The sequence below is a fragment of the Streptomyces sp. NPDC086023 genome (assembly GCF_044540325.1).
Classification (GTDB): Bacteria; Actinomycetota; Actinomycetes; order Streptomycetales; family Streptomycetaceae; genus Streptomyces.
Genome location: NZ_JBITRX010000005.1, coordinates 51995 through 78938 on the forward strand (window position 1 = coordinate 51995; position 26944 = coordinate 78938).

The 26944-nt window shown below is 74.1% G+C and carries 22 protein-coding genes and 1 other RNA gene; 17 read left to right on the plus strand and 6 right to left on the minus strand.

What is annotated here, in order from left to right; all coding sequences use genetic code 11:
• Positions 1-57: 57 nt before the first annotated feature.
• The 3 genes from ACIF6F_RS11830 (at position 58) to ssrA (ending at position 2253) form a co-directional block, all read left to right on the plus strand.
• The gene (locus ACIF6F_RS11830) at positions 58-1239 is read left to right on the plus strand and encodes a S41 family peptidase (protein WP_399944713.1); all 1182 of its coding nucleotides are present in this window, start codon (positions 58-60) and stop codon (positions 1237-1239) included.
• A gap of 18 nt (positions 1240-1257) precedes the next feature.
• Positions 1258-1743: an SsrA-binding protein SmpB gene (smpB, locus tag ACIF6F_RS11835; protein WP_399944716.1), complete on the plus strand. Its 486-nt coding sequence runs from the start codon at positions 1258-1260 to the stop codon at positions 1741-1743.
• 117 nt (positions 1744-1860) lie between these two features.
• Positions 1861-2253: a transfer-messenger RNA gene (gene ssrA, locus ACIF6F_RS11840) on the plus strand.
• Positions 2254-2327: 74 nt separating this feature from the next.
• On the opposite strand, the gene ACIF6F_RS11845 is transcribed toward ssrA, so the two are convergent.
• From ACIF6F_RS11845 to ACIF6F_RS11855, 3 genes are all read right to left on the minus strand, one after another.
• The gene (locus ACIF6F_RS11845; protein ID WP_399944719.1) at positions 2328-2591 is read right to left on the minus strand and encodes a Txe/YoeB family addiction module toxin; all 264 of its coding nucleotides are present in this window, start codon (positions 2589-2591) and stop codon (positions 2328-2330) included.
• Entirely contained in the window at positions 2588-2860 is a 273-nt protein-coding gene (locus tag ACIF6F_RS11850) for a type II toxin-antitoxin system Phd/YefM family antitoxin (RefSeq protein WP_399944722.1), read from the minus strand. Before ACIF6F_RS11850 ends, ACIF6F_RS11845 begins: the two co-directional genes overlap by 4 nt.
• 101 nt (positions 2861-2961) lie before the next feature.
• Complete coding sequence (locus ACIF6F_RS11855; protein ID WP_399944725.1) at positions 2962-3111, minus strand: hypothetical protein; 150 nt, start codon at positions 3109-3111, stop codon at positions 2962-2964.
• A 258-nt stretch (positions 3112-3369) separates the two neighbouring features.
• Here ACIF6F_RS11855 and ACIF6F_RS11860 point away from each other — a divergent pair, with 258 nt between their 5' ends.
• Positions 3370-4431, plus strand: a complete 1062-nt coding sequence (locus ACIF6F_RS11860; protein WP_399944728.1) for a hypothetical protein — start codon at positions 3370-3372, stop codon at positions 4429-4431.
• Here the strand turns inward: ACIF6F_RS11860 and ACIF6F_RS11865 are convergent.
• Positions 4389-5669, minus strand: coding sequence for an MFS transporter (locus ACIF6F_RS11865; RefSeq protein WP_399944731.1), 1281 nt, complete (start codon positions 5667-5669; stop codon positions 4389-4391). The genes ACIF6F_RS11860 and ACIF6F_RS11865 overlap by 43 nt on opposite strands.
• 85 nt (positions 5670-5754) lie before the next feature.
• Between ACIF6F_RS11865 and ACIF6F_RS11870 the strand changes: the two genes are divergently transcribed.
• The 3 genes from ACIF6F_RS11870 (at position 5755) to ACIF6F_RS11880 (ending at position 9602) form a co-directional block, all read left to right on the plus strand.
• On the plus strand, positions 5755-6762 hold the full coding sequence (locus ACIF6F_RS11870) for a LysR family transcriptional regulator (protein WP_399944734.1): 1008 nt from the start codon (positions 5755-5757) through the stop codon (positions 6760-6762).
• 190 nt (positions 6763-6952) lie between these two features.
• Positions 6953-8314, plus strand: coding sequence for a nitrate/nitrite transporter (locus tag ACIF6F_RS11875; protein WP_399944736.1), 1362 nt, complete (start codon positions 6953-6955; stop codon positions 8312-8314).
• A gap of 118 nt (positions 8315-8432) precedes the next feature.
• Entirely contained in the window at positions 8433-9602 is a 1170-nt protein-coding gene (locus ACIF6F_RS11880; RefSeq protein ID WP_399944739.1) for a uroporphyrinogen-III synthase, read from the plus strand.
• A 59-nt stretch (positions 9603-9661) separates the two neighbouring features.
• Here ACIF6F_RS11880 and ACIF6F_RS11885 read toward each other — a convergent pair whose 3' ends face one another.
• A complete protein-coding gene (locus ACIF6F_RS11885) occupies positions 9662-9829 on the minus strand; it encodes a hypothetical protein (RefSeq protein WP_399944741.1) in 168 nt (55 codons plus the stop codon).
• An 89-nt stretch (positions 9830-9918) separates the two neighbouring features.
• On the opposite strand from ACIF6F_RS11885, the gene ACIF6F_RS11890 reads away from it, so the two are divergent.
• The 4 genes from ACIF6F_RS11890 to ACIF6F_RS11905 all read left to right on the plus strand — a co-directional run bounded on the left by ACIF6F_RS11890 (position 9919) and on the right by ACIF6F_RS11905 (position 15378).
• Positions 9919-10524, plus strand: coding sequence for a CGNR zinc finger domain-containing protein (locus ACIF6F_RS11890; protein WP_399944743.1), 606 nt, complete (start codon positions 9919-9921; stop codon positions 10522-10524).
• A gap of 34 nt (positions 10525-10558) precedes the next feature.
• A complete protein-coding gene (locus ACIF6F_RS11895) occupies positions 10559-12853 on the plus strand; it encodes a HelD family protein (protein WP_399944746.1) in 2295 nt (764 codons plus the stop codon).
• Positions 12854-13354: 501 nt separating this feature from the next.
• Complete coding sequence (locus ACIF6F_RS11900) at positions 13355-14779, plus strand: NAD-dependent malic enzyme (RefSeq protein ID WP_399944748.1); 1425 nt, start codon at positions 13355-13357, stop codon at positions 14777-14779.
• 317 nt (positions 14780-15096) lie between these two features.
• Positions 15097-15378 carry an HU family DNA-binding protein gene (locus tag ACIF6F_RS11905; RefSeq protein WP_030875040.1) on the plus strand — a complete coding sequence of 94 codons (282 nt, stop codon included), beginning with the start codon at positions 15097-15099 and terminating at the stop codon, positions 15376-15378.
• Positions 15379-15492: 114 nt separating this feature from the next.
• Here the strand turns inward: ACIF6F_RS11905 and murA are convergent, their stop codons facing one another.
• Positions 15493-16833, minus strand: coding sequence for a UDP-N-acetylglucosamine 1-carboxyvinyltransferase (murA, locus tag ACIF6F_RS11910; protein ID WP_399944751.1), 1341 nt, complete (start codon positions 16831-16833; stop codon positions 15493-15495).
• Between the two features lie 275 nt (positions 16834-17108).
• Between murA and ACIF6F_RS11915 the strand changes: the two genes are divergently transcribed.
• From ACIF6F_RS11915 to ACIF6F_RS11940, 6 genes are all read left to right on the plus strand, one after another.
• Positions 17109-17669 (plus strand): YqgE/AlgH family protein, encoded by a 561-nt coding sequence (locus ACIF6F_RS11915; protein WP_399944754.1) that lies wholly within the window; start codon positions 17109-17111, stop codon positions 17667-17669.
• Positions 17670-17934: 265 nt separating this feature from the next.
• Positions 17935-18219 carry a DUF3039 domain-containing protein gene (locus tag ACIF6F_RS11920; RefSeq protein ID WP_150207851.1) on the plus strand — a complete coding sequence of 95 codons (285 nt, stop codon included), beginning with the start codon at positions 17935-17937 and terminating at the stop codon, positions 18217-18219.
• A gap of 185 nt (positions 18220-18404) precedes the next feature.
• Positions 18405-20036 (plus strand): beta-N-acetylhexosaminidase, encoded by a 1632-nt coding sequence (locus ACIF6F_RS11925; RefSeq protein ID WP_399944758.1) that lies wholly within the window; start codon positions 18405-18407, stop codon positions 20034-20036.
• 351 nt (positions 20037-20387) lie between these two features.
• Positions 20388-21266, plus strand: coding sequence for an FAD binding domain-containing protein (locus ACIF6F_RS11930; protein WP_399944760.1), 879 nt, complete (start codon positions 20388-20390; stop codon positions 21264-21266).
• On the plus strand, positions 21263-24502 hold the full coding sequence (locus tag ACIF6F_RS11935) for a 2Fe-2S iron-sulfur cluster-binding protein (protein ID WP_399944763.1): 3240 nt from the start codon (positions 21263-21265) through the stop codon (positions 24500-24502). Before ACIF6F_RS11930 ends, ACIF6F_RS11935 begins: the two co-directional genes overlap by 4 nt.
• Positions 24499-26811, plus strand: coding sequence for a xanthine dehydrogenase family protein molybdopterin-binding subunit (locus ACIF6F_RS11940; RefSeq protein WP_399944765.1), 2313 nt, complete (start codon positions 24499-24501; stop codon positions 26809-26811). Before ACIF6F_RS11935 ends, ACIF6F_RS11940 begins: the two co-directional genes overlap by 4 nt.
• The last annotated feature ends 133 nt before the right edge of the window (positions 26812-26944 follow it).

Consider the following 26944-nt stretch of genomic DNA (forward strand, 5'->3'; position numbering starts at 1 on the left):
GGGTGCGGAACCGTCAACCGCCGGTTCTGCACCGGGGCTTGTCCTAGACTCGGCGCCATGCCGGGTCGTCCCGTCTCTTCTCTCCGGCCCCGTGACCTGCGTCGCGGGGCCGTTCTGACGTTGGTGTTCCTCGGTGTGCTGGGCACGGCCGCGGCCACCGGCTGCTGGGACCGCGAGGACGCCCTCGGGCCGCCGGCCCGCGCGGAGGGCCGTACGGGCGCCGTGGGCGCGGGCTACCGCGAGGCCGTCGAGCGCGCGGCCGCCGAGGCGGTGGCCGACGGGAAGTCCGGCAAGCAGGCGGCCGAGGAGGTCGTCAGCCGCAGCGGGGACCGCTGGGCGGTGGTCTACGACCAGACCGAGTACGCGGAGTTCGAGGCGGCCCTCGACGGCCACTACACCGGTGTCGGGCTGTGGGTCGAGGCCGGCCGGGACGGCCGCATCCTGGTGTCCAGGGTCCAGCGCGGCGGGCCTGCGGACCGGGCCGGCATCCGCGAGGGCGACCTGCTGCGGAGCGTCGACGGCCATCGGGTGACCGGGCTGGGACCGGCCCGCGTCGTCGGGCTGCTGCGCGGCGAGGCGGACCGCGCCGTCGTCGGCACCCCGGTGGTGCTGGTGCTGGAGCGCGACGGCCGGACCCGTACCGAGACGCTGCGGCGCGAGCGGCTGAGCACAGAGCCGGTCACCGTCGAGCGGCTGCCGGACGGCGTGCTGCTGATCAAGGTCTCCGCCTTCACCAAGGGCTCGGGGGAGCGGGTGCGCGCCGCGGTGCGCGAGGCGCCCCGCGGCACCGGCGTGATGCTCGACCTGCGGGGCAACCGCGGCGGCCTGGTCACCGAGGCGGTCACCGCCGCCTCCGCCTTCCTGGACGGCGGGCTGGTGGCCACGTACGACGTACGGGGTGACCAGCGCGCCCTCTACGCCGAGCGGGGCGGCGACACCGGGCGCCCGCTGGTGGCGCTGGTGGACGGCGGCACGATGAGTGCGGCCGAGCTGGTCACCGGGGCGCTCCAGGACCGGGGCCGTGCCGTGACGGTGGGCACCCGCACCTTCGGCAAGGGCGCGGTGCAGATGCCGACGGAGCTGCCGGACGGCTCGGTCGCCGAGCTCACGGTGGGCCACTACCGCACGCCGGCGGGCCGCAGCCTGGACGGCCGCGGCATCAACCCGGACCTCGTGGCGGCCGACGGCGCCGAGGAGCGGGCCCGTGGAGTATTGGGTGGCCTCGGGGTGGCCCCGTAGTGCGAAAATGACCGCACTATGGCTAAGGAAAAAGGGCGCAAGCTGATCGCCCAGAACAAGAAGGCGCGGCACGACTACACGATCCTCGACACCTACGAGTGCGGTCTGGTGCTGACCGGCACCGAGGTGAAGTCGCTGCGCCAGGGCCGGGCCTCGCTGGTGGACGGCTTCGTGCAGATCGACGGCCACGAGGCGTGGCTGCACAACGTGCACGTGCCGGAGTACAGCCAGGGCACCTGGACCAACCACAGCGCCCGGCGCAAGCGGAAGCTGCTGCTCCACCGGGTCGAGATCGACAAGCTGGAGTCGAAGTCCCAGGAGACGGGTCACACGATCGTGCCCCTCTCGCTGTACTTCAAGGACGGCCGGGCCAAGTGCGAGATCGCGCTGGCGAAGGGCAAGAAGGAGTACGACAAGCGGCAGACCCTGCGCGAGAAGCAGGACCGGCGCGAGACCGACCGGGCGATCTCGGCGGCCAAGCGCAAGGAGCGGGCCACGCTCTGACCCCGGCCCGGCCGCCGTGGGGCTGACCTGGACGGGAATAGGCTGGCACGGGCCCGCGTTGTTCCCGTACGATGTGCCCGTACCGCACAGCCGGTGCACCGTTTGAAAACAAAACATGGGGATGATCGGTTTCGACAGCGGATGTCGAAGCAGGGGAAGCGAGCCGAGGAAGCGGCAATGATCTCGTAAACCATATGTCGCAACCAATAATCGCCAACACCAAGAGCGATAACTCCCGCTTCGCCCTCGCTGCCTAATTTTAGGTAACGAGCAGAAGCCTCTGTGAGGAGCGTCAGCCCGGGGGTGATCCCGACCCGGATCCTGGCGTCATCAAGGGATCTAAACCTCTAGCCCCGGTCACGGGGGTTGGAGGGAAACCAAACAGTGACTGAGCCCGTCGGAGACTTGTCCGCGTGATCTCCGGGGCTGAGAAAATCGAAGCGGACTGCGCTCGGAGAAGCCCTCCTTTTGCACCGTTGGACGCGGGTTCGATTCCCGCCATCTCCACTCATCCCATGTGGGCGAAGGCCCCGCAGCCCTGACGGGCGGCGGGGCCTTCGTCATGCCGCGGTGCCCGCGGCCCGTCAGTCCGAGTAGTGGTACCGGGCCTTGAGGACCTTCACCTCTTTGTCATCGGCCCGGTAGACGAGGCGGTGTTCGTCGTCGATCCGGCGCGACCAGTAGCCGGAGAGGTCGCCCTTGAGGGTTTCGGGCTTCCCGATGCCCTCGAAGGGTGCGCGCTGGATTTCGCCGATGAGGCGGACGATTCGCTTGGCCATCTTCCGGTCGGCCGCAAGCCAGAAGAGGAAGTCCTCCCACGCGTCCGGGTCGAAGTGGACGCTCCTCATTCCTCACCCGCCAGGTCCTGCAGTTCCTCCATGGTCTTGGTGACGGAGGCCGCTGAGGCCCGGTCGCGGGCCACGGCTTCCATGAGGCGGCGGGCGTTCGCGGGTGAGCGCAGGAGGTAGACGGTCTCCTGCCACGAGTCGTAGTCCTCGGCGGACATCAGGACCGCGTCGCCGGCCTTGGAGGTGATACGCACCGGAGTGTGGTCCTCGTTGACGCGCTCGATGAGGGGGAACAGGGTCTTGCGGGCTTCGCTGGCGCTTATGGGCATGTGGACGTCCCTTCACTCTGGTACCGGAACATGGTACCAATGTAGTACCTGATTGTGGTACCGGAGGGGGGCGCCGAGAGGCCGTCAGTGCGCGCCGAGGGTCAATCACTGCCGCCCGTGTCCGAGCCGCAGCTGTTCCGGTTGTTGGAGCTGCCGCTCTTCGACTTGGTGCCGGAGGCGATCAGCTTCAGCAGGACGTCCGCGATCGTGGAGACGATCCGCATCCAGCGGGGGGCCTCGGTGGTGCTCATTCGGGGGTCCTCTCGGCGGGGGGACGAGGGCCGGCGGGTCGGGGCGCGGGCGGCGGGTCGGCCCGCCGACGGCGTCCCGCGTCCCGCGTTCGTCGTGTGTAGGCTACGACGCCGCGCCGGGGCCGCAGGTTGCCCGCGGTCTTGCAGGGTTGGTATGTACCTGCCACTCTGCTGGGCGGCCGCCACCCCCCACGCCGGCCGCTCCCGCCCCGGAGGCATTGATGCGTCACGTGCGCCGCATGCGTCACAGAGTGCTCGGTGTGCTCGTCCTGCTCCTCGGACTCCTCCTCCCGCTGCCCGCCACCCCCGCCCACGCCGCCACCGGGCCCCCAGATCTACGGGGCCTGGCACTGCAGCGACGACGCCTGCACCTGGGGCAGGGTCCGCACCGTCGCCGAGTTCGACGCCATGAACCACTGGCTGATCGACCGCGGCGACGGCCGCCCGTCCGTCAACCTCGTCGTCCTCAGCTTCGTCGAGCCCCGGAAGCTGCTCAGGAAGACGAACGACGCCACCACCGTCGACGGCGTGCCCCGCGGCATGACCCCCGAGATCGTCGACTACTTCACCTCCCGCGGGATCCGCGTGATGCTCTCCATCGGCGGCATCACCTACACCGACGAATGGGACGCGGCCCTCGCCGAGGACGCGACCCGCCTCGGCCTCAACGCCGCCGACCTGGCCACCCGCCTGGGCGTCGGCATCGAGATCGACTACGAGCAGAACACCAACCCCGACCTCGCCGGTCTCCAGGCCTTCATCGACGCCTACCGTTCGCGCCACCCGTACGACGCCACCGGCGCCGACCACACCGCCCGGCTGACCATCGACACCGCAGCCGGCGACCGCTGGCTCATCGGCATCAACCGCAAGGCCACCGCCGACTGGCTGCGCACCGACACCCCGGTGCTCGACTACGCCAACGCCATGGTCCCGGCCCGCCAGCCCTCCACCGGCAGCGCCATCGCCAACTGGCAGGAGCACGTGGACGGCAAACCCACCTACGCCCCGCCCGTCCCGCCCCTGGCCCCCGCCAAGTTCACCGGCGGCCTGTACATCAGCGACCAGACCAAGTCCCTGCCCGAGTGCACCTCGTTCGCCAACTCGCTCCAGAAGTCCACCGGTTCGTTCACCCAGTCAGTGGCCCCCAACGGCGCGGGCACGACCTCCGGGATGCTCGGCCACATGTTCTGGGCAGCCGAGCGCCCGTCCACCCGCGGTACGGGCACCCAGCCGCCGAACACCTGCGAGGGCGGCGTCGGCGCGGGCGCCACGGCCTACTCCGTGCCGCTGCCCATGCCGCCCCTGCGCCAGAGCTGAGCCGAGGACGCGACCAGCGCGGCGACCGCGGCCGCCGGGGGTGCCAGGTACGCGACGGCGGGGCCCACCTGCTCGACCGCCCAGCCCCCGGTGGCCGCGCCCGCGGCGATCCCCGCCAGCATCGCGGTCACCGCCAGGGTCATCCCCTCGTTCAGCCGCCCGGCCGGGGTCACCCGCTGCACCAGCGCCATCGCGGTGACCATCGCCGGGGCCGTGGCCATGCCCGCCGCCAGCAGCGCGCAGGCCAGCAGCGGCACCGCACCCGTGGCGGCCGCCGCCAACGGCAGGCTCATCAGCGCCGTCATCGCCGCCACGCACGCCACCAGCCGGCGCCGTACCGAGCCCGCCGGGCGCAGCGTCCCGTACACCAGCCCGGCGGCGCAGGAGCCGAGCGCCTGCAGGGCCAGCACCGGACCGGCAGTGGCGGTCAGCCCGTGCTCGTCCAGGAAGGCGATGGAGACCACCTCCATCGAGCCGAACACCGCGCCCATCGCCAGGAACATCACCAGCAGCTCCGGCATCCCCGGCGCCCGCAGCGGCCCCGGGCCCCGCACCGACGCGGCAGGCGCCACCGGCGGCTCGGTCGCGCGCTGGGCGCAGAACACCAGCATCCCCGTCAGCAGCAGGAGGGCGCCGGCCAGCGTGCCCGCCTCGGGGAAGAGCGTCCCGCACAGGAAGGCCGCCAGTACCGGGCCGAGCATGTAGCACAGCTCGTCGGCGGACTGTTCGAAGGAGTTCGCGGTGTGCAGGGCGCCGGCGTTCCGCGGGTCGCCGCCCAGCAGGTGCGCCCAGCGGGCCCGGGACATGCCGCCGATGTTCGGGGTGGTCGCGGTGGCGGCGTACGCGGCGAAGAGCGTCCAGTCCGGCGCGCCGGTCCGTACGCACACCACCAGCGCCAGCGAGCTCAGCACCGCGAGCACCGTGGCCGGCACGGCGATCCGGGCCTGCCCGTACCGGTCCACCAGCCGCGCGGTCCAGGGCGCCACCACCGCGGTCGCGGCCAGGCCGGTCGCCGTGACTGCGCCGGCCAGGGCGTACGAGCCGCGCTGCCCGGCGATCATCATCACCGCGCTCACCCCGAACATGCCCATGGGCAGCCGGGCGATCAGGTTCCCGGCGGTGAAGGCGCGGGCGCCCGGGGTGCGCAGCAGCCGCCGGTAGGGCCCGGCGGGGCGCGCCGGGCGGACGGCGGGGGAGGCGATGACCAGAGTGGATCCGGTGACGGTGAGGAGCGGCATGGAGATCACCTTCGCCCGCGCGGCCGCCCGTGGTCCAACACCTGTTCGGTGCCCATTCACGCATCCGGATTGTTAGTCTCCTGCGGTGACCGGGAACCCCAGGGCGGACGACATCGAACCGCGGCTGCTCCGCGGCTTCCTCACGGTGGCCGAGGAGCTCCACTTCACGCGCGCCGCCGCCCGCCTGTACGTGGCCCAGCAGGCCCTCAGCCGCGACGTGCGCCGGCTCGAAACCGCGCTGGGCGCCGAGCTGTTCGTCCGCACCACCCGGCAGGTCGCCCTCACCCCCGACGGCGAGCGGCTGCTGCCGTACGCGCGCCGGGTCCTGGAGGCCCAGGACGAACTCGCCGCCGCCTTCGGCGGGGCGGCCGCCCGCCCCCTGCTGGTCGACCTCAACACCGACGGGCCCAGCTCCGCCCGCCTGGTCCTGGAGCGCGCCCGCGAACTCGCCCCCGGCCAGGAGCTGATGGCCCGCTTCGAGAGCGGCCTCACCCACGCCGCCGCCGAGATCGCCGCCGGCCGGCTGGACGTCTCCTTCGGCCGCTTCGCCGGTCTCGACCCCGCGCTCCGCGCCCGGCTGGACCACCAGCCCGTCCGGTTCGAGCCGCTGGCCGTGCTGCTGCCCGAGGACCACGCCCTGGCCGGTGCCGACGCCGTGCCCCTCGACGCGCTTGCCGGGGAACGCGTCTACGCGGGTGCCGGGAACCCCCGCACGCTGGAGTGGACCGACTACGCGCGCCGGCTGTTCGCCGACCGGGGCATCTCCCTCGCGCCGCCGGCCCCGGTGGCCGTGGGCAAGGAGGAGTTCCGCCGGGTGATGGCCAAGACCCGGACGCCGGTGCTGGTGACCGTGGACTTCCTCGACATGCCCGGTTCCGTGAAGCTGCCGCTCGTGGAGCCCGTACCGCTCTCCCCGCTCTCCATGGTGTGGCGCAGGGGGTTCGGCCACCCCGGGATCGACGCCCTCCGGACCGCCGCCGCGGAGCTGGCCGCCGCGCGCGGCTGGCTGCGGCGCCCGCCGGGAGGCTGGCTGCCCGGACCGGACGAGGAGCTGATGCGTACGGGCGGTCGCGACCCGTACGGGCTCCCCTGACCGGGTGGGGCGCCCCGGCACGTACGCGCGGGCGCCCCCGGTACGGCCCGTCGCCCTCCCGTACCCCTCACATCCCGCAGCCCGCCCGGGTGAGAGCAACGTTCCGCGGCGGTCATCGCGCGGGCACGGGGGCCGAAACGCGCCATCCCTAGCGTCTGGCAGCACGGACACCAGAGCAGTGGAGGGCGTGATGGGCGCAGGGCGCACCGGGGGCCGCTGGATCGAGCAGTGGGACCCCGAGGACGAGGTCTTCTGGAAGCAGACGGGCGAGAAGACGGCCCGCAGGAACCTGATCTACTCCGTGCTCTCCGAGCACATCGGCTTCTCCATCTGGTCCGTGTGGTCCGTGATGGTGCTCTTCATGGGCCCGCAGTACGGGATCGACCCGGCCGGGAAGTTCTTCCTGATCGCGACGGCCACCCTGGTCGGCGCCTTCGTCCGGATCCCGTACACCTTCGCCGTCGCCCGCTTCGGCGGCCGCAACTGGACGGTCTTCAGCGCGCTGCTGCTGCTGGTCCCCACCGCCGCCGCCTTCGCGGTCATGGAGCCCGGCACCTCGTACGGCACCTTCCTGCTGGTGGCCGCGCTCACCGGGGTCGGCGGCGGCAACTTCGCCTCCTCGATGACCAACATCAACGCCTTCTTCCCGCTGCGGAAGAAGGGCTGGGCCCTCGGCCTCAACGCGGGCGGCGGCAACATCGGCGTACCCGTGGTCCAGCTCGTCGGCCTGCTGGTCATCGGCACCGCCGGCGCGGCCCACCCGCGCATCCTGCTCGGCGCGTACATCCCGCTGGTGCTCGTCGCCGCGGTGCTGGCGGCGGTGAAGATGGACAACCTCGCGCCGGTGAAGAACGACACCGGGGCCGTGAAGGAGTCGGTGCGCCAGGCCCACACCTGGATCATGGCCTTCCTCTACATCGGCACCTTCGGGTCCTTCATCGGCTACAGCTTCGCCTTCGGCCTGGTGCTCCAGACGCAGTTCGGCCGGACCCCGCTGCAGGCCGCCTCGCTCACCTTCATCGGCCCGCTGCTCGGCTCGCTGATCCGGCCCGTGGGCGGGTGGCTGGCCGACCGGTTCGGCGGCGCGCGGATCACGCTCGGCACCTTCGCGGCCATGGCCGTGGCCACCGGAGTGGTGATCCTGGCCTCCGTGCGGGAGTCGCTGCCCGTCTTCCTGGTCGGCTTCATCGCCCTGTTCATCCTGAGCGGGCTCGGCAACGGCTCGACGTACAAGATGATCCCGGGCATCTTCCAGAACCAGGCGCTGGCCCGCGGCATGGCGGGCGAGGCCGCCGACGCGTACGGGCGGCGGCTGTCCGGCGCCTCGATGGGCATGATCGGTGCGGTCGGCGCGCTCGGCGGCCTCGGCATCAACCTGGTCTTCCGCGAGGCCTTCCTCAGCTCCGGTTCCGGCACCGGCGCCTTCGTCACCTTCCTCGGCTTCTACGCGGTGTGCTGCCTGGTCACCTGGGCGGTATACCTTCGGCGGCCCGCCCCGAGCCGGGTCGTCGCCTCGAACACCGAAGCGGAGCCGCAGCTCAGCACCGTCTGAGCGGGCCGCGCGGCACCCTTGTTACGACGGTGAAATACCGGTGAACCGAGCCTGACACGCCACGTTGGCAGGCTCGGTTCCCGCCGCACCCCCCTTTGCGCAAGGCAGGGACCCCGCCATGGACGACACCACACCCCGCACCCCGGCCGGATCCGGAACCGCCACCGGGCCCCTGGCGGGCTTCACGGTCGGCGTCACCGCCGCCCGCCGCGCCGACGAACTCACCGCACTGCTCCGCCGCCGCGGCGCCGCGGTGCTGCACGCGCCCGCCCTGCGGATCGTGCCCCTCGCCGACGACAGCGAACTGCTGGGCGCCACCAAGGAACTGATCGGCAACGCCCCCGACACCGTGGTCGCCACCACGGCCATCGGCTTCCGCGGCTGGATCGAGGCGGCCGACGGCTGGGGCGTCGGCGAAGACCTGCTGGACCGGCTGCGCGGCGCCCGGCTGCTGGCCCGCGGGCCCAAGGTGAAGGGCGCCATCCGGGCCGCCGGCCTCACCGAGGAGTGGTCCCCGGACTCCGAGTCGCTCGCCGAGGTGCTGGACCGGCTGCTCACCGAGGGGGTGGCCGGCCGCCGGATCGCGCTCCAGTTGCACGGCGAGCCGCTGCCGGGCTTCGTCGAGACGCTGAGGGAGGGGGGAGCCGACGTCGTGGTGGTGCCGGTGTACCGCTGGATGCCGCCCGAGGACCTGGCCCCGCTCGACCGGCTGGTGGACGCCGTGCTCGCCCGCTCCCTCGACGCGGTCAGCTTCACCTCCGCCCCCGCCGCAGCCTCCCTGCTGTCCCGGGCCGCCGAGCGCGGGCTGCTGCCCGAGCTGCTGGACGCGCTGCGCGGAGAGGCGCTGGCCGTCTGCGTGGGGCCGGTCACCGCGCTGCCGCTCCAGGCCCACGGCATCGAGACCGTCCAGCCCGAACGCTTCCGGCTCGGGCCGCTGGTCCAGCTGCTCTGCCAGGAGCTGCCCGCGCGGGCCAGGACGCTGCCGCTGGCCGGGCACCGGGTGGAGATCCGCGGCCACGCGGTGCTGGTCGACGAGGACCTGCGCCCCGTACCGCCCGCGGGCATGGCACTGCTGCGCGCCCTGGCCCGGCGCCCCGGCTGGGTGGTGGCCCGCGCCGAACTGCTGAGGGCGCTGCCGGGCGCGGGGCGCGACGAACACGCCGTGGAGACCGCGATGGCCCGGCTGCGGAGCGCCCTGGGCGCGCCGAAGCTGATCCAGACGGTGGTCAAGCGCGGCTACCGGCTGGCGTTGGACCCGGCCGCCGACGCGAAGTACGCGGACGCGTAGCGGTTGCCTCGCGGCTCGACCCCACGCGCGGTGCGCTTCTTTGCCACCGGCTCGGGGAGCTACGTCCCGGCGCGTCGTACGTGGTGCACGTTGTGCTCCTGGACATCGGGGAGGAGGCTCGCCGCTGCGGTGAAGTCCTTGTCGTCGTGGAGCACGACGAGGCCGTGGTGGGCCGCCGTCGCGCAGACGAGCCAGTCGACGACCGACAGGTGGAGGTCGTCGAACATGTCCGTGTGTCGGCGGGGTTCCCGTCCGGCTCGGGGCGCGGCACTCTGGAGTCGGCACCCACCGGTCGCTTCGAGGCGGTGACACGCGCATGACTGCGGGCGCGGGCTCGTACGGGCTGTGGTTCGACTCCGGGCGCGTCTGCCTGGACCTGGTCGCCACCGCAGGCCCCGACGAACGGCTCGGCGAGGCCTTCCGGCTGAGGCAGTGGCTCATCGGCACCGGACTGGTGCCCCTGGGCACCCCGCTCGACCGGGTCGGATACGACTGGCTGCCCCAGTTCTGGGCACTCCGCGACGACCTCGCCGACCTGCTGGCCGCCGCCCTGCGGGGGCTCCCCGCGGGCGAGGCACTGGAGCGCGTCAACGCCCGGGCCCTGGCCGCGCCGCCCGGCCTGTGCGCCGTACGGGAGCCCGACGGCGGGCTGGCCCGGCGGCTGCACGGCGCCGACTGCACCGCCCTGCTGGCCGCGGTGGCCCGCGACGCGGTGGTGCTGCTGACCGACCCCGGCGCGGTGGCGCTGCTGCGGGCGTGCGACGGCGAGGGCTGCACCCGGGTGTACCTCGACACCTCGCGCGGCCACCGGCGGCGCTGGTGTTCCAGCGAGACCTGCGGCAACCGCGAGCGCGTCGCGCGCCACCGGCGCCGCTCCCTGGCCTTGCGTGAGGACTGCCCCCAACCGGAGGGGGTACCTTAGACGGTCGCCCAGAACGACCAGAAGGGGGCCCTTGGTGGCCGCGCAGGAAGCCACGGAAGAGACCGTCCGCGATCGGGAGATCGCGGTCGAACAGACTCATCTGGACCAGGTGTACCGCCGCCTTGAGGAGAAGATCCACGAGGCGGAGTTCCTGATGAACGACGCGGCCAAGCGCGGCCAGGTGGGCACGCCCGGCGCGCTCGCCGAGCGCGACGCCCAGGTGTTCCGGGCCGGCATCCACCTCAACCGGCTCAACAACGAGTTCGAGGACTTCCTCTTCGGCCGGATCGACCTCGTGCTCGGCAAGGACGGCGAGCGCGGCCCGGACGGCGCGTACACCTCCGTCGAGCCGGCCGACGATGCCATCCGCGAGGACCTCACCGCCGACATCGCGGAGACCCTGCACATCGGCCGCATCGGCGTCCTCGACGCCGACTACTCCCCGCTGGTCATCGACTGGCGGGCGCCGGCCGCGGCGCCGTTCTACCGCTCCACCCCCAAGGACCCCGGCCGCGTGGTCCGCCGCCGCGTGATCCGCTCCAAGGGCCGCAAGGTGCTCGGTGTCGAGGACGACCTGATGCGCCCCGAGGTCACCGCCCACCTGGACGGCCGCGAGCTGCCGGCCATCGGCGACGGTGCGCTCATGGCCTCCCTCGGCCGGGCCCGTACGCACTCCATGCGCGACATCGTGTCGTCCATCCAGGCCGAGCAGGACCTGGTCATCCGGGCCCCCGCCGCCTCCGTGGCCGAGGTGGCGGGCGGCCCCGGCACCGGCAAGACCGCGGTGGCCCTGCACCGGGCCGCGTACCTCCTCTACCAGGACCGCCGCCGCTACTCCGGCGGCATCCTGATCGTCTCCCCGACCCCGCTCCTCGTCGCCTACACCGAGGGCGTGCTGCCCTCCCTCGGCGAGGAGGGCCAGGTCGCGATCCGCGCGCTGGGCTCGCTGGTCGACGGGGCCGAGGCCACCACGTACGACGAGCCGGCCGTGGCCCGGATCAAGGGCTCCTCCCGGATGCTCAAGGTGCTGCGCAAGGCCGTCCGCGGCGCCCTGGAGCTGGGCGGCGCCCCGGAGAGGCTGCGCGTGGTCGCCTTCAACCGCCGCCAGGAGCTGGAGGCCGAGGAACTCGACCGGATCCGCCAGACCGCCCTCGGCGGCACCGCGCCCGTCAACCTGCTGCGCCCGCGCGCCCGCCGGCTGCTGCTGGACGCCCTGTGGGCGAAGTCCGGCGGCGCGAGCCGGCACACCGACCCCGAGCTGGCGGCCGAACTGCGCGCCAGCTTCGACGAGGACGTCTCCACCGAGGACCCGTTCATCGAGTTCCTGGACGCCTGGTGGCCCGAGCTGACTCCGCGCCGGGTGCTGGCCGCCATGGCCGACGAGCGGAAGCTTTCCCGCTGGAGCCGCCGGGTGCTCAACCCCCGCGAGACCCGCCAGCTGGCGCGTTCGCTGCGCCGGGTGGGCCCGGACGGCTCGGGCCCGCTGTCGGTGCACGACGTGGCACTGCTGGACGAGCTCCAGGGCCTGCTGGGCGCCCCCGCCCGGCCGAAGAAGAAGCGCGAGCTCGACCCCCTGGACCAGCTCTCCGGCCTGGAGGAGCTGATGCCGCGCCGCGAGGAGACCCAGCGCGAGCGCGCCGAGCGGCTCGCCGCCGAGCGCACCGAGTACGCCCACGTGATCGTGGACGAGGCCCAGGACCTGACGCCCATGCAGTGGCGGATGGTCGGGCGGCGCGGGCGGACCGCCACCTGGACGGTGGTGGGCGACCCCGCGCAGTCCTCCTGGACCGACCCCGACGAGGCGGCCGAGGCCCGGGACGAGGCGCTGGGCAGCCGGCCGCGCCGCCGTTTCACGCTCACCGTGAACTACCGCAACCCGGCCGAGGTGGCCGAGCTGGCCGCCAAGGTGCTGGCGCTGGCCATGCCGGGCATGGAGTCGCCCACCGCGGTCCGCTCCACGGGGCTCCGGCCCCGGTTCGCCGTCGCCGGGGGAGACCTGGGCGCGGCGGTGCGGGAGGAAACGGTCCGGCTGCTGGGCGAGGTGGACGGCACCGTCGGCGTCGTGGTGGCCATGGACCGCCGCGAGGAGGCCGCGGCCTGGCTGGCGGGCCTGGGGGACCGGGCGGTCCCGCTCGGCAGCCTGGAGGCCAAGGGTCTGGAGTACGACGCCACGGTCGTCGTGTCGCCCGCGGAGATCGCCGCCGAGTCGCCGGCGGGCCTGCGGGTGCTGTACGTGGCGCTGACGCGCGCGACCCAGCAGCTGACGGTGGTCTCGGACGCGCGCGACGAGCCGGACGCCGACGGGGTGCCGGGGCTGCTGCGCGGCTGACCGGATGCCGGGGCCCGGTCTGCGGCGCGGCGGGCGTGCGGCGCCCGGCCTCCGGGCGCCGTGCCGGGATCGGCCGTGAGCCGTTCGGCTCGCGGCCGAGCGGGCGGCATGTGTCCAGGTCGTGGGCAACTCGGCGGAGGGGGGATCAGTTCCGGGCAACCTTTGTTAGCCTGGGTAAGGCACCGGCTCGATCCAAGCCCCCGGGCCCAACCTTCGTCGCTTAGAGCGACCACTTGCCGCGAGGCGAGCATGGCGGGTCGGTGTCATAGACGTTCATACGGGTCCGCGTCCTTCTCCAGGGAAGGGCGCGGACCTTTTTTGTGCCCGGGCACACTTCCTTCACGTCAAGATATCTCGTATGGTGGAAGTGTTCTTCCGAAGTTTGTAGCTGGTTACCTGCTACCGGCGGGTAGGTGGGACGATCGGACAACACGTCCTGCCGTGTTCGCGCGCGGTTCAGGGGGGCGTGTGCGACGAAAGCAAGGAAAGAGGAACACGGCCATGGCAACGGCGCCCAGCGTCTCGTACTCGATGACGGTCCGCTTGGAGGTGCCCGCGAGCGGAACCGCGGTCTCCCAGCTCACCACGGCCGTGGAGTCCTCCGGCGGATCCGTCACGGGCCTCGACGTGACCGCCTCCGGTCACGAGAAGCTCCGTATCGACGTCACGATCGCCGCGTCCTCCACCTCGCACGCCGACGAGATCGTCCAGCAGCTGCGCGAGATCGACGGCGTGACGCTCGGCAAGGTCTCCGACCGTACGTTCCTCATGCACCTCGGCGGCAAGATCGAGATGGCGTCCAAGCACCCCATCCGCAACCGTGACGACCTGTCCATGATCTACACCCCGGGCGTGGCCCGCGTGTGCATGGCGATCGCCGAGAACCCCGAGGACGCGCGCCGCCTCACCATCAAGCGCAACTCCGTCGCAGTCGTGACGGACGGCTCCGCCGTCCTGGGTCTGGGCAACATCGGCCCGAAGGCCGCGCTGCCCGTGATGGAGGGCAAGGCGGCCCTCTTCAAGCGCTTCGCCGGCATCGACGCCTGGCCGATCTGCCTGGACACCCAGGACTCCGACGCGATCGTCGAGATCGTCAAGGCCATCGCCCCCGGCTTCGCGGGCATCAACCTGGAGGACATCTCCGCGCCGCGCTGCTTCGAGATCGAGGCCCGCCTGCGCGAGGCCCTCGACATCCCGGTCTTCCACGACGACCAGCACGGCACCGCGATCGTCGTCCTCGCCGCCCTCACCAACGCACTTCGCGTGGTGGGCAAGGGAATTGGCGACGTGAAGGTCGTCATGTCCGGCGCCGGTGCGGCCGGTACGGCCATCCTCAAGCTGCTCATCGCGGCGGGCGTCAAGCACGCCGTCGTCGCCGACATCCACGGCGTCGTGCACGCCGGCCGCGCCGACCTGGTCGACGCGGACGCCGAGTCGCCGCTGCGCTGGATCGCCGACAACACCAACCCCGAGGGCTACACGGGCACCCTGAAGGAAGCCGTCGTCGGCGCCGACGTGTTCATCGGCGTCTCGGCCCCGAACGTGCTGAACGGCGACGACGTCGCGGCCATGGCCGAGGGTGCGATCGTCTTCGCGCTCGCGAACCCGGACCCCGAGGTCGACCCCTCGATCGCCCGTGAGACGGCGGCAGTTGTGGCCACCGGCCGCTCCGACTTCCCGAACCAGATCAACAACGTGCTGGTCTTCCCGGGCGTCTTCCGCGGTCTCCTCGACGCCCAGTCCCGCACTGTGAACACGGACATGATGCTGGCCGCCGCGACCGCGCTCGCCGACGTGGTCACCGAGGGCGAACTGAACCCGAACTACATCATCCCGTCGGTGTTCAACGACAAGGTGGCCGGCGCCGTCGCGGGTGCCGTCCGCAACGCCGCCAAGGCGGCCGGAGCCTCCGCGAACGGGCTGTGACGGGCCCCACGTCCGCCTGACACCCGGCGCGTCGCGGGATGCGGGGCCGACGGGGCCGCTCTAGGGTTGCGGGGATCCCGCGGCGGCACCGCGGTACGCATCCGCCGGCGGACGGAGCGTCACCGCGGCGTGACCGTGGCGCTTTTCGTGTGACCCTGGCGGGTGCCGGATTGGCTTTCCCGCCGCTGGTGGGGGCAGGATGCGTAACCGGGCGAGAGGGTCTGACGTCAGACCCGGGTCCGGGGACTGTCCTAGGGCCCTGGCAGCATCGGCTTCGATCTCACGCCTCAAAGGCAAGTTGAACACGGGAGTACAACATGAACCGCAGTGAGCTGGTGGCCGCTCTGTCCGAGCGTGCCGAGGTGACCCGCAAGGACGCCGACGCCGTTCTGGCCGCCCTCGCCGAGACCATCGGCGAGGTCGTCGCCAAGGGCGACGAGAAGGTCACCATCCCCGGCTTCCTGACCTTCGAGCGCACCCACCGTGCCGCTCGCACCGCGCGCAACCCGCAGACCGGCGACCCCATCCAGATCCCGGCCGGCTACAGCGTGAAGGTCTCCGCGGGCTCCAAGCTCAAGGAAGCCGCCAAGGGCAAGTAAGCCCTGGCCGGCCTCCGGCCGGGCGTAGTGCGCCGTGAGGCGTCCTCATACGCAGAAGGGCGGCCACCCCCTCGGGGTGGCCGCCCTTTGGCGTTCCTGCGCGCTCCTGGAGCGTCAGACGAGCGCGCCGTTCGGCAGCTCGACCTTGGCGCCGAGCTCCACGAGCTTCTCCATGAAGTTCTCGTAGCCGCGGTTGATCAGGTCGATGCCGTGGACGCGCGAGGTGCCCTCGGCCGCCAGGGCCGCGATCAGGTACGAGAAGCCGCCGCGCAGGTCGGGGATGACCAGGTCGGCGCCCTGCAGCTTGGTCGGTCCCGAGACGACCGCCGAGTGCAGGAAGTTGCGCTGGCCGAAGCGGCAGGCCGAGCCGCCCAGGCACTCGCGGTACAGCTGGATGTGGGCGCCCATCTGGTTCAGCGCGGAGGTGAAGCCCAGCCGGGACTCGTACACCGTCTCGTGGACGATCGACAGGCCGGCGGCCTGCGTCAGGGCGACCACCAGCGGCTGCTGCCAGTCGGTCTGGAAGCCGGGGTGCACGTCCGTCTCCAGGGCGATCGCGTTCAGCGGGCCGCCCGGGTGCCAGAAGCGGATGCCGTGGTCGTCGATCTCGAAGGCGCCGCCGACCTTGCGGTACGTGTTCAGGAAGGTCATCATCGAGCGCTGCTGGGCACCGCGCACGTAGATGTTGCCGCCGGTCGCCAGCGCCGCGGACGCCCAGGAGGCCGCCTCCAGGCGGTCCGGGAGCGCCTTGTGGTTGTAGCCGCGCAGTTTGTCGACACCGGTGATCCGGATGGTCCGGTCGGTGTCCATGGAGATGATCGCGCCCATCTTCTGCAGGACGCAGATCAGGTCCTCGATCTCGGGCTCCACGGCGGCGTTCGACAGCTCGGTCACGCCCTCGGCGAGCACGGCCGTCAGCAGCACCTGCTCGGTCGAGCCGACCGAGGGGTACGGCAGGCGGATCTTGCAGCCGCGCAGCCGCTGCGGGGCCTCCAGGTACTGGCCGTCCTCGCGCTTCTCGATGGTCGCGCCGAACTGGCGCAGCACGTCGAAGTGGAAGTCGATCGGACGGCCGCCGATGTCGCAGCCGCCGAGGCCCGGGATGAAGGCGTGGCCCAGGCGGTGCAGCAGGGGGCCGCAGAAGAGGATCGGGATGCGCGAGGAGCCCGCGTGCGCGTCGATGTCGGCAACGTTCGCGCTCTCGACGTGGGTGGGGTCCAGGACCAGCTCGCCCGGCTCGTCGCCCGGGCGGACCGTCACGCCGTGCAGCTGGAGCAGGCCGCGGACCACGCGGACGTCACGGATGTCCGGGACGTTGCGCAGACGGCTGGGTTCGCTGCCGAGCAGGGCGGCGACCATGGCCTTCGGCACGAGGTTCTTCGCGCCGCGGACCCGGATCTCGCCCTCGAGCGGGGTGCCGCCGTGGACAACAAGGACATCGTCTGTGCCGGTCATGAATCTCGCGTTCCGAGAGAGGTGGGCAGGGGGCCAGAGAAAAGGGTAAGGGGCAGACTCCCCGGAACCGCATGCCCGACGGGCCCCCGGGAATGTCATGAATTCGCCACAGCACCCTCCGTGCCCGCCGCATGGCGGAGGGTTGCGTTCCGCATCCCTTCCCGCATCCCGCTCCGCGGTGCGCGCCCCGTGCTGCCGCGATGCGCCCGAAGTGCGGTGCCGTCCGATCCGTCGCCCGCTCCCCCTTCAGGGCGAATATGCGGGATCATGTCCGCATGACCGAGGTGTCCTCGCTCACAGGGCGACTGCTCGTCGCCACTCCCGCACTGGCGGATCCGAACTTCGACCGCGCGGTGGTGCTGCTCCTCGACCACGACGAGGAGGGCTCGCTCGGCGTGGTCCTGAACCGGCCCACCCCCGTCGGCGTCCGTGACGTCCTGCTGCCCTGGGCGGGCCTGGCCGGGGAACCGGGCGTGGTCTTCCAGGGGGGTCCCGTCTCGCTCGACTCCGCGCTCGGGATCGCCGTCATACCGGGTGACGAGGGCCCGCTCGGCTGGCGCCGGGTGTACGGCGCGATCGGCCTGGTCGACCTGGAGGCCCCGCCCGAGCTGCTGGCCAGCGCCCTCGGATCCCTGCGGATCTTCGCCGGCTACGCGGGCTGGGGTCCGGGCCAACTGGAGGCCGAGCTGACCGAGGGCGCCTGGTACGTGGTGGAGTCCGAGCCCGGGGACGTGTCCTCGCCCGATCCGGAACGGCTCTGGAGGTCGGTGCTGCGCAGGCAGCGCAGCGAACTGGCGATGGTCGCCACCTACCCGGACGACCCGACCCTGAACTGAGGCGGCACCGGGGGCCCCGCGGTCGCGGGCCCGGCGCGCGAGGCCTGGGCCCGGCCGTCCTGGGTCGGCGCCCGCCGTCCTGGGCTCGCGCCCGCGGTCGTGGGCCCGGCGCCCGCCGTCCCGGTCCCTCGCCCGCGGTCGTGGGCCCGGCGCCCGCCGTCCCGGTCGCTCGCCCGCCGTCCCGCGCCCGCCGTCCCGGCCCGGGCGGACCACCCCCGCCCGGGCGTGCTCCGCGTGCCGCCGCGCGGCCCAGTACCCTAGCGGCATGAGCACTCTTGAGCCCGAGCGCGGGACTGGCACGGGGACCCTCGTAGAGCCGACGCCGCAGGTTTCCCACGGCGACGGCGACCACGAGCGCTTCGCCCACTACGTCCAGAAGGACAAGATCATGGCGAGCGCCCTCGACGGGACCCCCGTCGTGGCGCTCTGCGGCAAGGTGTGGGTGCCGGGCCGCGACCCGAAGAAGTACCCCGTCTGCCCCATGTGCAAGGAGATCTACGACTCCATGGGCGCCGGCGGCGACAAGGACAAGGGCGGCAAGGACAAGTAGGTCCCTGCCGTGGGCCGGAAGGCCCCCGGGGTGAGCGTGGCGCGCCTCCCGGGGGCCTTTCGCATGCCGGTAGGGTCCTCCGCGCAAGCACTCCGTGAAACAGCCGTTGCGCAGGGTGCAACGGCATGCGGGTACCTCCCGGCGTCGGACCGGGAGCGACCGCCCCGACCGCGAAGGGCCGACGCATGGACCTCATCCCGGCACCCGTCCGCTGCCGCCTCGACGACGGCGCACCCGGGCACACGCTCGACGCGACCACCACCCTCACCGCCGGCCCCGGCGCGGAGGCGACCGCCCGCTGGCTGCGCGGTGAACTCGGCGCGGCCACCGGATTCCCCTTCCCGCCCGGCGGAGGCCGCTCCGGAATCAGGCTGCTGACCGACGACCGCGTCCGTGCCGAGCTGGGCGAGGAGGGCTACCGGCTCACCGTCGACGCGGGCGGCACCGCGGTCGTCGGCGGCGGCCCCGCGGGCGTCTTCTGGGGCGCCCAGACGCTGCGTCAGCTGCTCGGCCCCGACGCGTTCCGCCGCGCCCCGCTGCCGGGCCGCGTCTGGCGGCTGCCGCACGCGCGGATCGAGGACCGGCCGCGCTTCGGCTGGCGCGGCATGATGCTCGACGTCGCCCGCCACTTCCTGCCCAAGGACGCCGTCCTGCGGTACGTCGACCTGCTCGCCGCCCACAAGCTGAACGTGCTGCACCTGCACCTGACCGACGACCAGGGCTGGCGCGTGGAGATCCTGCGCCACCCCCGCCTCACCGAGGTCGGCGCCTGGCGCCCCCGGACGCGCCGGGGCCACCGGGCCTCCCCGCTGTGGGACGACACCCCGCACGGCGGCTTCTACACCCAGGACGACGTCCGCGAGATCGTGGCCTACGCCGCCGCCCGGCACGTGAGGGTGGTCCCCGAGATCGACGTACCCGGCCACTCGCAGGCCGCCATCGCCGCGTACCCCTGGCTCGGCAACGCCGACGCGGCCGACACCGAGGCCCTCGGCGTCTGGGACGACTGGGGCATCAGCGAGAACGTCCTCGCCCCCACGGACGAGGTGCTGCGCTTCTACGAGGGCGTGTTCGAGGAACTGCTGGCACTCTTCCCCGCGGAGACCTCGCCGTTCGTGCACGTCGGCGGCGACGAGTGCCCCAAGGGGCAGTGGCGCCGCTCGCCCGCCGCCCAGGCGCGGATCCGCGAACTCGGCCTGGCCGACGAGGACGAGCTCCAGTCCTGGTTCATCCGGCACTTCGACCACTGGCTCGCCGACCGCGGCCGACGGCTCATCGGCTGGGACGAGATCCTGGAGGGCGGGCTCGCGGACGGCGCGGCGGTCTCCTCCTGGCGCGGGTACGCGGGCGGCATCGCGGCCGCCGGGGCCGGGCACGACGTGGTGATGTGCCCCGAGCAGCAGGTCTACCTGGACCACCGTCAGGACGGCGGCCCCGACGAGCCGGTGCCCATCGGGTACGTGCGGACGCTGGAGGACGTGTACCGCTTCGAGCCGGTGCCGCCCGAGCTGGACGCGGCCGCCGCCGCGCACGTGCTGGGGGCCCAGGCCAACGTGTGGACCGAGGTGATGGAGGACCAGAGCCGCGTCGACTACCAGGTCTTCCCGCGGCTGGCCGCCTTCGCCGAGGTCGTGTGGTCGGCACTGCCCGGCCCCGCCGACCGCTACTGGCCCGGCTTCCGGGACCGGATGGCCGGGCATTTCCGGCGCCTTGACGCCCTGGGCGTCCAGTACCGGCCGCCCGGCGGGCCGTTGCCGTGGCAGCGGCGCCCGGGAGTGCTGGGACGCCCGATCGAGGGGCCGCCCCCGAACGTGTGAGGCGGCGGCCGGGGTGACCGGGGTGCGGCGGGGGGTGCGTGAGGTGCGCGGCGGGCGCGGGGCGCGCGCCGGCCGCCGGGCGCGGGGGGGCGCCGCCGGGTGGGGCGGGGGTGCGCGGGGCCGGTTCGCGGCGGCTGCGGGGGTGCGTACGGTCGGACCGGGGGCAATCGGAAGTCTGTGCCCAAGCAGTGCCAAATCGGGCGAACTGCCTGGTCGGGGGTGAACGGTTACCGGCGGACCCTCGCGTCGACCGGCTTGGAAGATGTGCCAGAGTTGCCACGTCCCGGCAGTGAAGACGTACCGTACGGCGGACAGCTGTGAGCGCCGGGACATCGGGAAGGGGCAGCTGGGTTGACCACGCACGCACCGCAGACGGCGCAGTCCGTGATGCTGCCGTCCTCGCTCGACGAGGCCGTGGCGGCGCTCGCCGCCATGCCCGCCGCCGTCCCCGTCGCCGGGGGCACCGACCTGATGGCCGCGGTCAACTCCGGACTGCTCCGGCCCGCCGGCCTGGTCGGCCTCGGCCGCATCAGCGAGATCCGCGGCTGGCAGTACCAGGACGGCCACGCCCTGCTGGGCGCCTGCCTCACGCACGCCCGCATGGGACGCCCCGACTTCGCCGCGCTGATCCCGTCCCTGGCCGCGGCCGCGCGTGCCGCCGGACCGCCGCAGATCCGCAACGCCGGCACCCTCGGCGGCAACATCGCCACGGCCGCGCCCACCGGCGACACCCTGCCGGTGCTGGCCGCGCTGGAGGCCGAGCTGCTGATCGCCGGTCCCGGTGGCGCCCAGCGCGAGATCCCGGTCTCCCACCTGCTCGCGGGCCGCGAGATGCTGCACCCCGGCGAGCTGATCGGCTTCGTCCGCGTGCCGCTGCTGCACGCCCCGCAGGTTTTCCTCAAGGCCACCGGCCGGACCGGCCCCGGGCGGGCGGTCGCCTCGGTGGGCCTGGTGCTCGACCCGGCGCGGCGCGGGGTGCGCTGCGCGATCGGCGCCGTGGCCCCGATGCCGCTGCGGCCGCTGGAGGCCGAGCGGTGGGTGGCCTCGCTGATCGACTGGGACAACGGGCGCGCGCTGGCCCCGGAGGCGCTGGAGGCCTTCGGCGAGTACGTCGCCATGGCATGCGTACCGGACCAGTCGCCGGAGCCCGCCTCGCCGGCGGTGCTGCAACTGCGTCGGACGGTGGCCGTACTGGCCCGGAGGGCACTGGGGAGGGCGCTGACCTCATGAGTGGGAACGAGAACGTGACGGGGTCCGCGCAGGGCTCCTGGGGCTGGCAGCCGGTGCCGCACGGCGGTGACTACGACGCGGACGCCACGGCCTTCGTGAAGCTGCCGGACGAGATGCTGGGCGGCGCGGGCACGGGCGAGCCGCTGGAGGCTCCCGGGCACGGGTACGTGCCTCCGGTGATCGTGACCTCGGGCGCCGGTACGGATCCCGCCGCCACGGGGACCTGGTCGATCCCGGTCGACTGGCAGGGCGACGCCGGCCCGGGTGGCGTTGCGGCGGCCGGTGCCGGTGCTGCCGCGGGCGTGGCCGGTGCGGGTGCTGCCGCGGGCGTGGCCGGTGCGGGTGCGGAGCAGGCCGGTTCGGACGCGGGTGGCGCGTGGGGCGCGGGCGGCGCGGAGCCGTCGGGCGCCTGGAACGCGGTGCCGTCCGCGGAGTGGCCCGAGGCGGGCGCGGGTGCCGTGGGTGCCATGGGTGCCGGGCAGGCGGACGCGGGTTCCGCGGGTGCCGGGGCCTGGGGCGCGGTGCCGGCCGGCGACTGGCCCGAGGCGGGCGGGCTCGCGCACGGCGACACCGCCGAGTGGCGTTTCCCCGACGCCGACGGAACCTCCGGCGGGGCCGCGCTGACCGGCCAGTGGTCGATCCCGGTGGCCCAGGGCGACCTGCCCGAGGAATCGGGGGAGTACACGCGGTCCACGCTGGCCCCCGAGTGGGCGCACCAGGCTCCGGCGACCCTGCCGGGCGGTGCCGCCGCGCCCTGGGCGGAGCAGCTCCAGCAGTGGCCGGTGCCGTCCGCCGAGGCGGTCGCCGAAGCCGCCGCCGAGCACACCGAGGGCTCGGGCACCGCCTTCGACGGGGTGCGGGGCTACGTGGCTCCCCCCGCCGACTACACGGGCACCGCGGTACGGGTGCCCTACGCGGGCGCCGACGACTCCGACGCGGGTGCGGGGGCGGCCGGTGCCGCCGACGCGTACGCGGGGCACGGGGCCGAGGGGCACGCTGGTGCCGGGCACGGGGCCGACGCGTTCGGGACGGACGGGCGCGGTGTGGCCCTGGGCCACGGCGGTGCCGGGCACTTGGACGACGGGCACGCGGGTGCCGGGCATGTGGACGACGGGCACGCGGGTGCCGGGCACGTGGGTGCCGGGCACGTGGACGACGGGTTCGGGACGGACGGGCACGGGCTGTCCGGTGCCGGGCACGGGGTGGCCGCCGACGGTGCGGCCGGGGGCGGAGCCGGAGCGGCTGCCGCCGGGCCGCGGGTGGCCTCGTGGGGCACCGACGCCGCCGGGCAGGTGCCCGGTGGCCATCCGGAGGCCGCCGTCGCCGCCGATCTGCTGACCGGCCTGGAGGCCCAGCGCGACTACCCGGCGGGTGCCGGGGCGCCGGCTGCCGGGCCCGATGCCACCGGGGCCGGGTTCCCCGGCGGACCCGCGCCGGTCGGCGCCGGTGCTGCGCGGCAGAGCGCGGACCCGGCCGAGCTGCGGGAGGCCGCGCTCGCCCACACCGCGACGGGTGCCGCCGCACCCGCCCTTCCCGAGGGCTTCGAGGCCGCCGGACTCCCCGAGGGCTTCGAGGCCGCCGCGGCGCCCGACGCGCCGGGCGCCGGAGACCGGGACACCGCGGGTGCGGGGGAGCGCGCCGCGTTCACCGCTGCCGGTACGCCCGGGCTGCCGGCCCGCGGCTCGGGCCCCGACGGCGCCGGCCAGGGCGTGCCCGCTCACGGCGGCACTGCTTACGGCACGCCGGCCCACGGCACCCCGGTCCACGAGACCTCCGCCGGCGGCTCCGGCTCCGACGGCACCGGCCAGGGCGTGCCCGCCCACGGCAGTGCCGCGTACGGCACGCCGGCCCACGGCATCCCGGTCCAGGAGACCTCCGCCGCCGGCCCCGGCGGCACCGGTCAGGGCGTGCCCGCCCACGGCAGCGCCGGCACGCCGGTCCACGAGATCCCGGCCCAGGGCGTTGACGCGCACCGGCTCCCCGCCGAGGGCACCCCCGTACCCGGCGCTCCCGCGTACGGCGCGCCGACGTACGGCCAGCCCGGCCATGACTTCCCTGCCCACGGCACGTCGCCCCACGGCACCCCGCCGCACGGCACCCCCGCCCACGGCACCCCGCTCCACCCCGGCGCGGCCGACGGGTTCCCCGGGGACGCCGGCGCGGACGCCGTGCGCGGCTCCGCCGAGCCGGATGCCGAGGCGCAGGACGGCCACCCGGCCCCGCAGCCCACCGCCGAACTCCCCGCGACCGCCCCGCGCGGCTCCCGGGCGCTGCGCCGCGGGCTCGGCACCGGCGCCCCCGCCGCCGCGCGCGCGGCGGCCGCTCCGGCGGGCGACGAACCCGTACAGCACTCCGCGGCCCCGGACGACGAGGCCCGCGCACGGGGCGCACGCGACGACGCCCGGCAGCCCGAGGCCCCCCGGTCCGAGGGCACGGGTGCCCCCGCAGCGGCCGGCACCGACGCCGACGCGGCCGTACCGTCCCCGGAAGCCGCGGACGCCCCCGAGGTCACGGACGGCGCGGCGCCCGCAGCCCCGGAATCCGACTCGGCCCCGGAAGCCGCGCGAGCAGGGGACGCCACCCCGGAGCCCCGTACCGAGGCCCGCGCCGCGACCCCGGCCGCCCACCCCGAGGGCGCCGGCCCGGCCGACGCCCACCACGAGCACCCGCACGCCTCGTACGTGCTGCGCGTCAACGGCGCCGACCGGCCCGTCACCGGAGCCTGGATCGGCGAGTCCCTGCTCTACGTGCTGCGCGAACGCCTCGGCCTGGCCGGCGCCAAGGACGGCTGCTCCCAGGGCGAGTGCGGCGCCTGCGCCGTGCAGGTCGACGGCCGCCTGGTCGCCTCCTGCCTGGTGCCCGCCGCCACGGCCGCGGGCAGCGAGGTCCGCACCGTCGAGGGCCTGGCCCAGAACGGCCGGCTCTCGGACGTGCAGCAGGCCCTGTGCCGGTCCGGCGCCGTCCAGTGCGGCTTCTGCGTCCCCGGCATGGCCATGACCATCCACGACCTGCTGGAGGGCAACCACGCCCCTACCGAGCTGGAGACCCGGCAGGCGCTCTGCGGCAACCTCTGCCGCTGCTCCGGCTACCAGGGCGTGCTCCAGGCGGTACGCGAGGTCGTCACCGAACGCGAGGAGGCGGCCGCCGCACAGGCCGACCCCGCCCCCGAGGCCCGCATCCCGCACCAGGCGCCCCCCGGCGCCGGCGGCATCCACCACGACGGAGGCATGGCGTGACCAACGACGCGGCCACGGCGACCGCCGAAGCCACCGCCGCGGAGCAGCCCGCCCTGGGCCTCGGCGCCTCGGTGGCCTCCGCCGACACGCGCGCCAAGAGCGAGGGCACCTTCCCGTACGCGGCCGACCTCTGGGCGGAGGGCCTGCTGTGGGCCGCCGTGCTGCGCTCCCCGCACGCGCACGCCCGCATCCTGTCCGTCGACACGTCCGCCGCCCGCGAGATGCCCGGCGTCCGCGCCGTCGTCACGCACACCGACGTACCCGGCACGACCACCCACGGCCGCCGCATCTCCGACCGGCCCGTCTTCGCCCACGACGTCGTGCGCCACCATGGCGAGCCCATCGCCGCCGTCGCCGCCGACCACCCCGACACCGCGCGCCTGGCCGCCGCCGCGATCACCGTCGAGTACGAGCTGCTCGAACCGGTCACCGACCCCGAGCTGGCCTTCGGCGCCGAGCCCCTGCACCCCGACGGCAACCTGATCCGCCACATCCCGCTCCGCTACGGCGACCCGGACGTCACCGGCGAGATCGTGGTCGAGGGCCTCTACCGGATCGGCCGCCAGGACCCCGCGCCCATCGGAGCCGAGGCGGGACTCGCCGTACCGCGCCCCGACGGCGGCGTCGAGATCTACACCGCCTCCACCGACCCGCACACCGACCGCGACCTCGCCGCCGCCTGCCTCGGCCTCGAACCCGACCGGGTCAAGGTCGTCGTCACCGGCGTGCCCGGCGCCACCGGCGACCGCGAGGACAGCGGCTTCCAGCTGCCCCTCGCACTGCTCGCCCTGCGCACCGGCTGCCCGGTCAAGCTCACGGCCACCCGCGAGGAGTCCTTCCTCGGCCACGCCCACCGCCACCCCACCCTGCTGCGCTACCGCCACCACGCGGACGCCGAGGGCCGCCTGGTCAAGGTCGAGGCGCAGATCCTGATGGACGCGGGCGCGTACGCGGACGCCTCCTCGGAGTCGCTGGCCGCGGCCGTGGCCTTCGCCTGCGGCCCGTACGTCGTCCCGCACGCCTTCGTCGAGGGCTGGGCCGTACGCACCAACAACCCGCCCTCCGGCCACGTGCGCGGCGAGGGCGCGATGCAGGTGTGCGCGGCGTACGAGGGCCAGATGGACAAGCTCGCCGCCAAGCTGGGCCTGGACCCGGCCGAGCTGCGCATGCGCAACGTGATGGCCACCGGCGACCTGCTGCCCACCGGACAGACCGTCACCTGCCCGGCACCGGTCGCGGAACTGCTGCGCGCGGTGCGCGACTTCGAGCTGCCCGGCCTGCCGAAGGACGAGCCCGAGGACGAGTGGCTGCTGCCCGGCGGGCCGGAGGGCGCGGGCGAGCCCGGCGCGGTGCGCCGCGGCGTCGGCTACGCCCTCGGCATGGTCCACATGCTCGGCGCCGAGGGCGCCGACGAGGTGTCCACCGCGACGGTCAAGGTCCACGACGGCACCGCCACGGTCATCTGCGCCGCGGTGGAGACCGGCCAGGGCTTCGCCACGCTGGCCCGCCAGATCGTCCAGGAGGTCCTGGGCATCGAGCACGTGGCCGTGGCGCCGGCCGACACCGACCAGCCCCCGGCCGGGCCGGCCACGCACGGCCGGCACACCTGGGTGTCGGGCGGCGCGGTCGAACGGGCCGCGAAGATGGTCCGTACCCAGCTGCTCCAGCCCATGGCGCACAAGCTGGGCATGTCGACCGAGCTGCTCCAGATCCAGGACGGAAAGATCACCTCGTACGACGGCGCCTTCACCACGACCGTCACCGAGGCCATGGCGGGCAAGGAGCTCTGGGCGACCGCCCAGTGCCGCCCGCACCCCACCGAGCCGCTCGACGAGTCGGGGCAGGGCGACGCCTTCGTCGGCCTCGCCTTCTGTGCGATCCGCGCGGTCGTGGACGTCGACATCGAGCTGGGCGCGGTCCGGGTGGTCGAACTGGCCGTGGCCCAGGACGTCGGCCGGGTCCTCAACCCCCGCCAGCTGGCCGCCCGCATCGAGGCCGGCGTCACGCAGGGGCTGGGCGCGGCGCTCACCGAGAACCTGCGCACCGGCGGCGGGCTGGTCCGCCACCCGGACCTGACGGGCTACGCCCTGCCGACCGCGCTGGACGCCCCGGACATCCGCATCGTCAAGCTGGTGGAGGAGCGGGACGTGGTCGCGCCCTTCGGCGCGAAGGCGGCGAGCGCGGTGCCCGTGGTGACCTCCCCGGCGGCGGTCGCGTCGGCGGTACGGGCGGCCACCGGCCGGCCGGTCAACCGCCTCCCGATCCGCCCCCAGGCGGCGGTGGTCCAGCAGGCGACGACAGCCGGCTGAAGCCAACTGGAGCCAACTGAAGCCCGTGTGACGTGCATTGCACCTCCATTGCACGTGCAACCCGGAGTTTGGTCTGTCGGTCCCCCTCGCTAGAGTGATCTCCCGTCCGCGTGCGAACGGATGCGAACGGGGC

Bases quoted from the DNA above. Each gene is read 5' to 3' on its own strand.
- ACIF6F_RS11900 (WP_399944748.1), top strand. From the start codon at position 13,355: ATGGCAACGGCGCCCAGCGTCTCGTACTCGATGACGGTCCGCTTGGAG.
- ACIF6F_RS11905 (WP_030875040.1), top strand. From the start codon at position 15,097: ATGAACCGCAGTGAGCTGGTGGCCGCTCTGTCCGAGCGTGCCGAGGTG.
- ACIF6F_RS11845 (WP_399944719.1), bottom strand. From the start codon at position 2,591: ATGAGGAGCGTCCACTTCGACCCGGACGCGTGGGAGGACTTCCTCTTC.
- ACIF6F_RS11935 (WP_399944763.1), top strand. From the start codon at position 21,263: ATGAGTGGGAACGAGAACGTGACGGGGTCCGCGCAGGGCTCCTGGGGC.
- ACIF6F_RS11890 (WP_399944743.1), top strand. From the start codon at position 9,919: ATGACTGCGGGCGCGGGCTCGTACGGGCTGTGGTTCGACTCCGGGCGC.
- murA (WP_399944751.1), bottom strand. From the start codon at position 16,833: ATGACCGGCACAGACGATGTCCTTGTTGTCCACGGCGGCACCCCGCTC.
- ACIF6F_RS11850 (WP_399944722.1), bottom strand. From the start codon at position 2,860: ATGCCCATAAGCGCCAGCGAAGCCCGCAAGACCCTGTTCCCCCTCATC.
- ACIF6F_RS11920 (WP_150207851.1), top strand. From the start codon at position 17,935: ATGAGCACTCTTGAGCCCGAGCGCGGGACTGGCACGGGGACCCTCGTA.
- smpB (WP_399944716.1), top strand. From the start codon at position 1,258: ATGGCTAAGGAAAAAGGGCGCAAGCTGATCGCCCAGAACAAGAAGGCG.
- ACIF6F_RS11915 (WP_399944754.1), top strand. From the start codon at position 17,109: ATGACCGAGGTGTCCTCGCTCACAGGGCGACTGCTCGTCGCCACTCCC.
- ACIF6F_RS11925 (WP_399944758.1), top strand. From the start codon at position 18,405: ATGGACCTCATCCCGGCACCCGTCCGCTGCCGCCTCGACGACGGCGCA.
- ACIF6F_RS11865 (WP_399944731.1), bottom strand. From the start codon at position 5,669: ATGCCGCTCCTCACCGTCACCGGATCCACTCTGGTCATCGCCTCCCCC.
- ACIF6F_RS11880 (WP_399944739.1), top strand. From the start codon at position 8,433: ATGGACGACACCACACCCCGCACCCCGGCCGGATCCGGAACCGCCACC.
- ACIF6F_RS11855 (WP_399944725.1), bottom strand. From the start codon at position 3,111: ATGAGCACCACCGAGGCCCCCCGCTGGATGCGGATCGTCTCCACGATC.
- ACIF6F_RS11885 (WP_399944741.1), bottom strand. From the start codon at position 9,829: ATGTTCGACGACCTCCACCTGTCGGTCGTCGACTGGCTCGTCTGCGCG.
- ACIF6F_RS11875 (WP_399944736.1), top strand. From the start codon at position 6,953: ATGGGCGCAGGGCGCACCGGGGGCCGCTGGATCGAGCAGTGGGACCCC.
- ACIF6F_RS11830 (WP_399944713.1), top strand. From the start codon at position 58: ATGCCGGGTCGTCCCGTCTCTTCTCTCCGGCCCCGTGACCTGCGTCGC.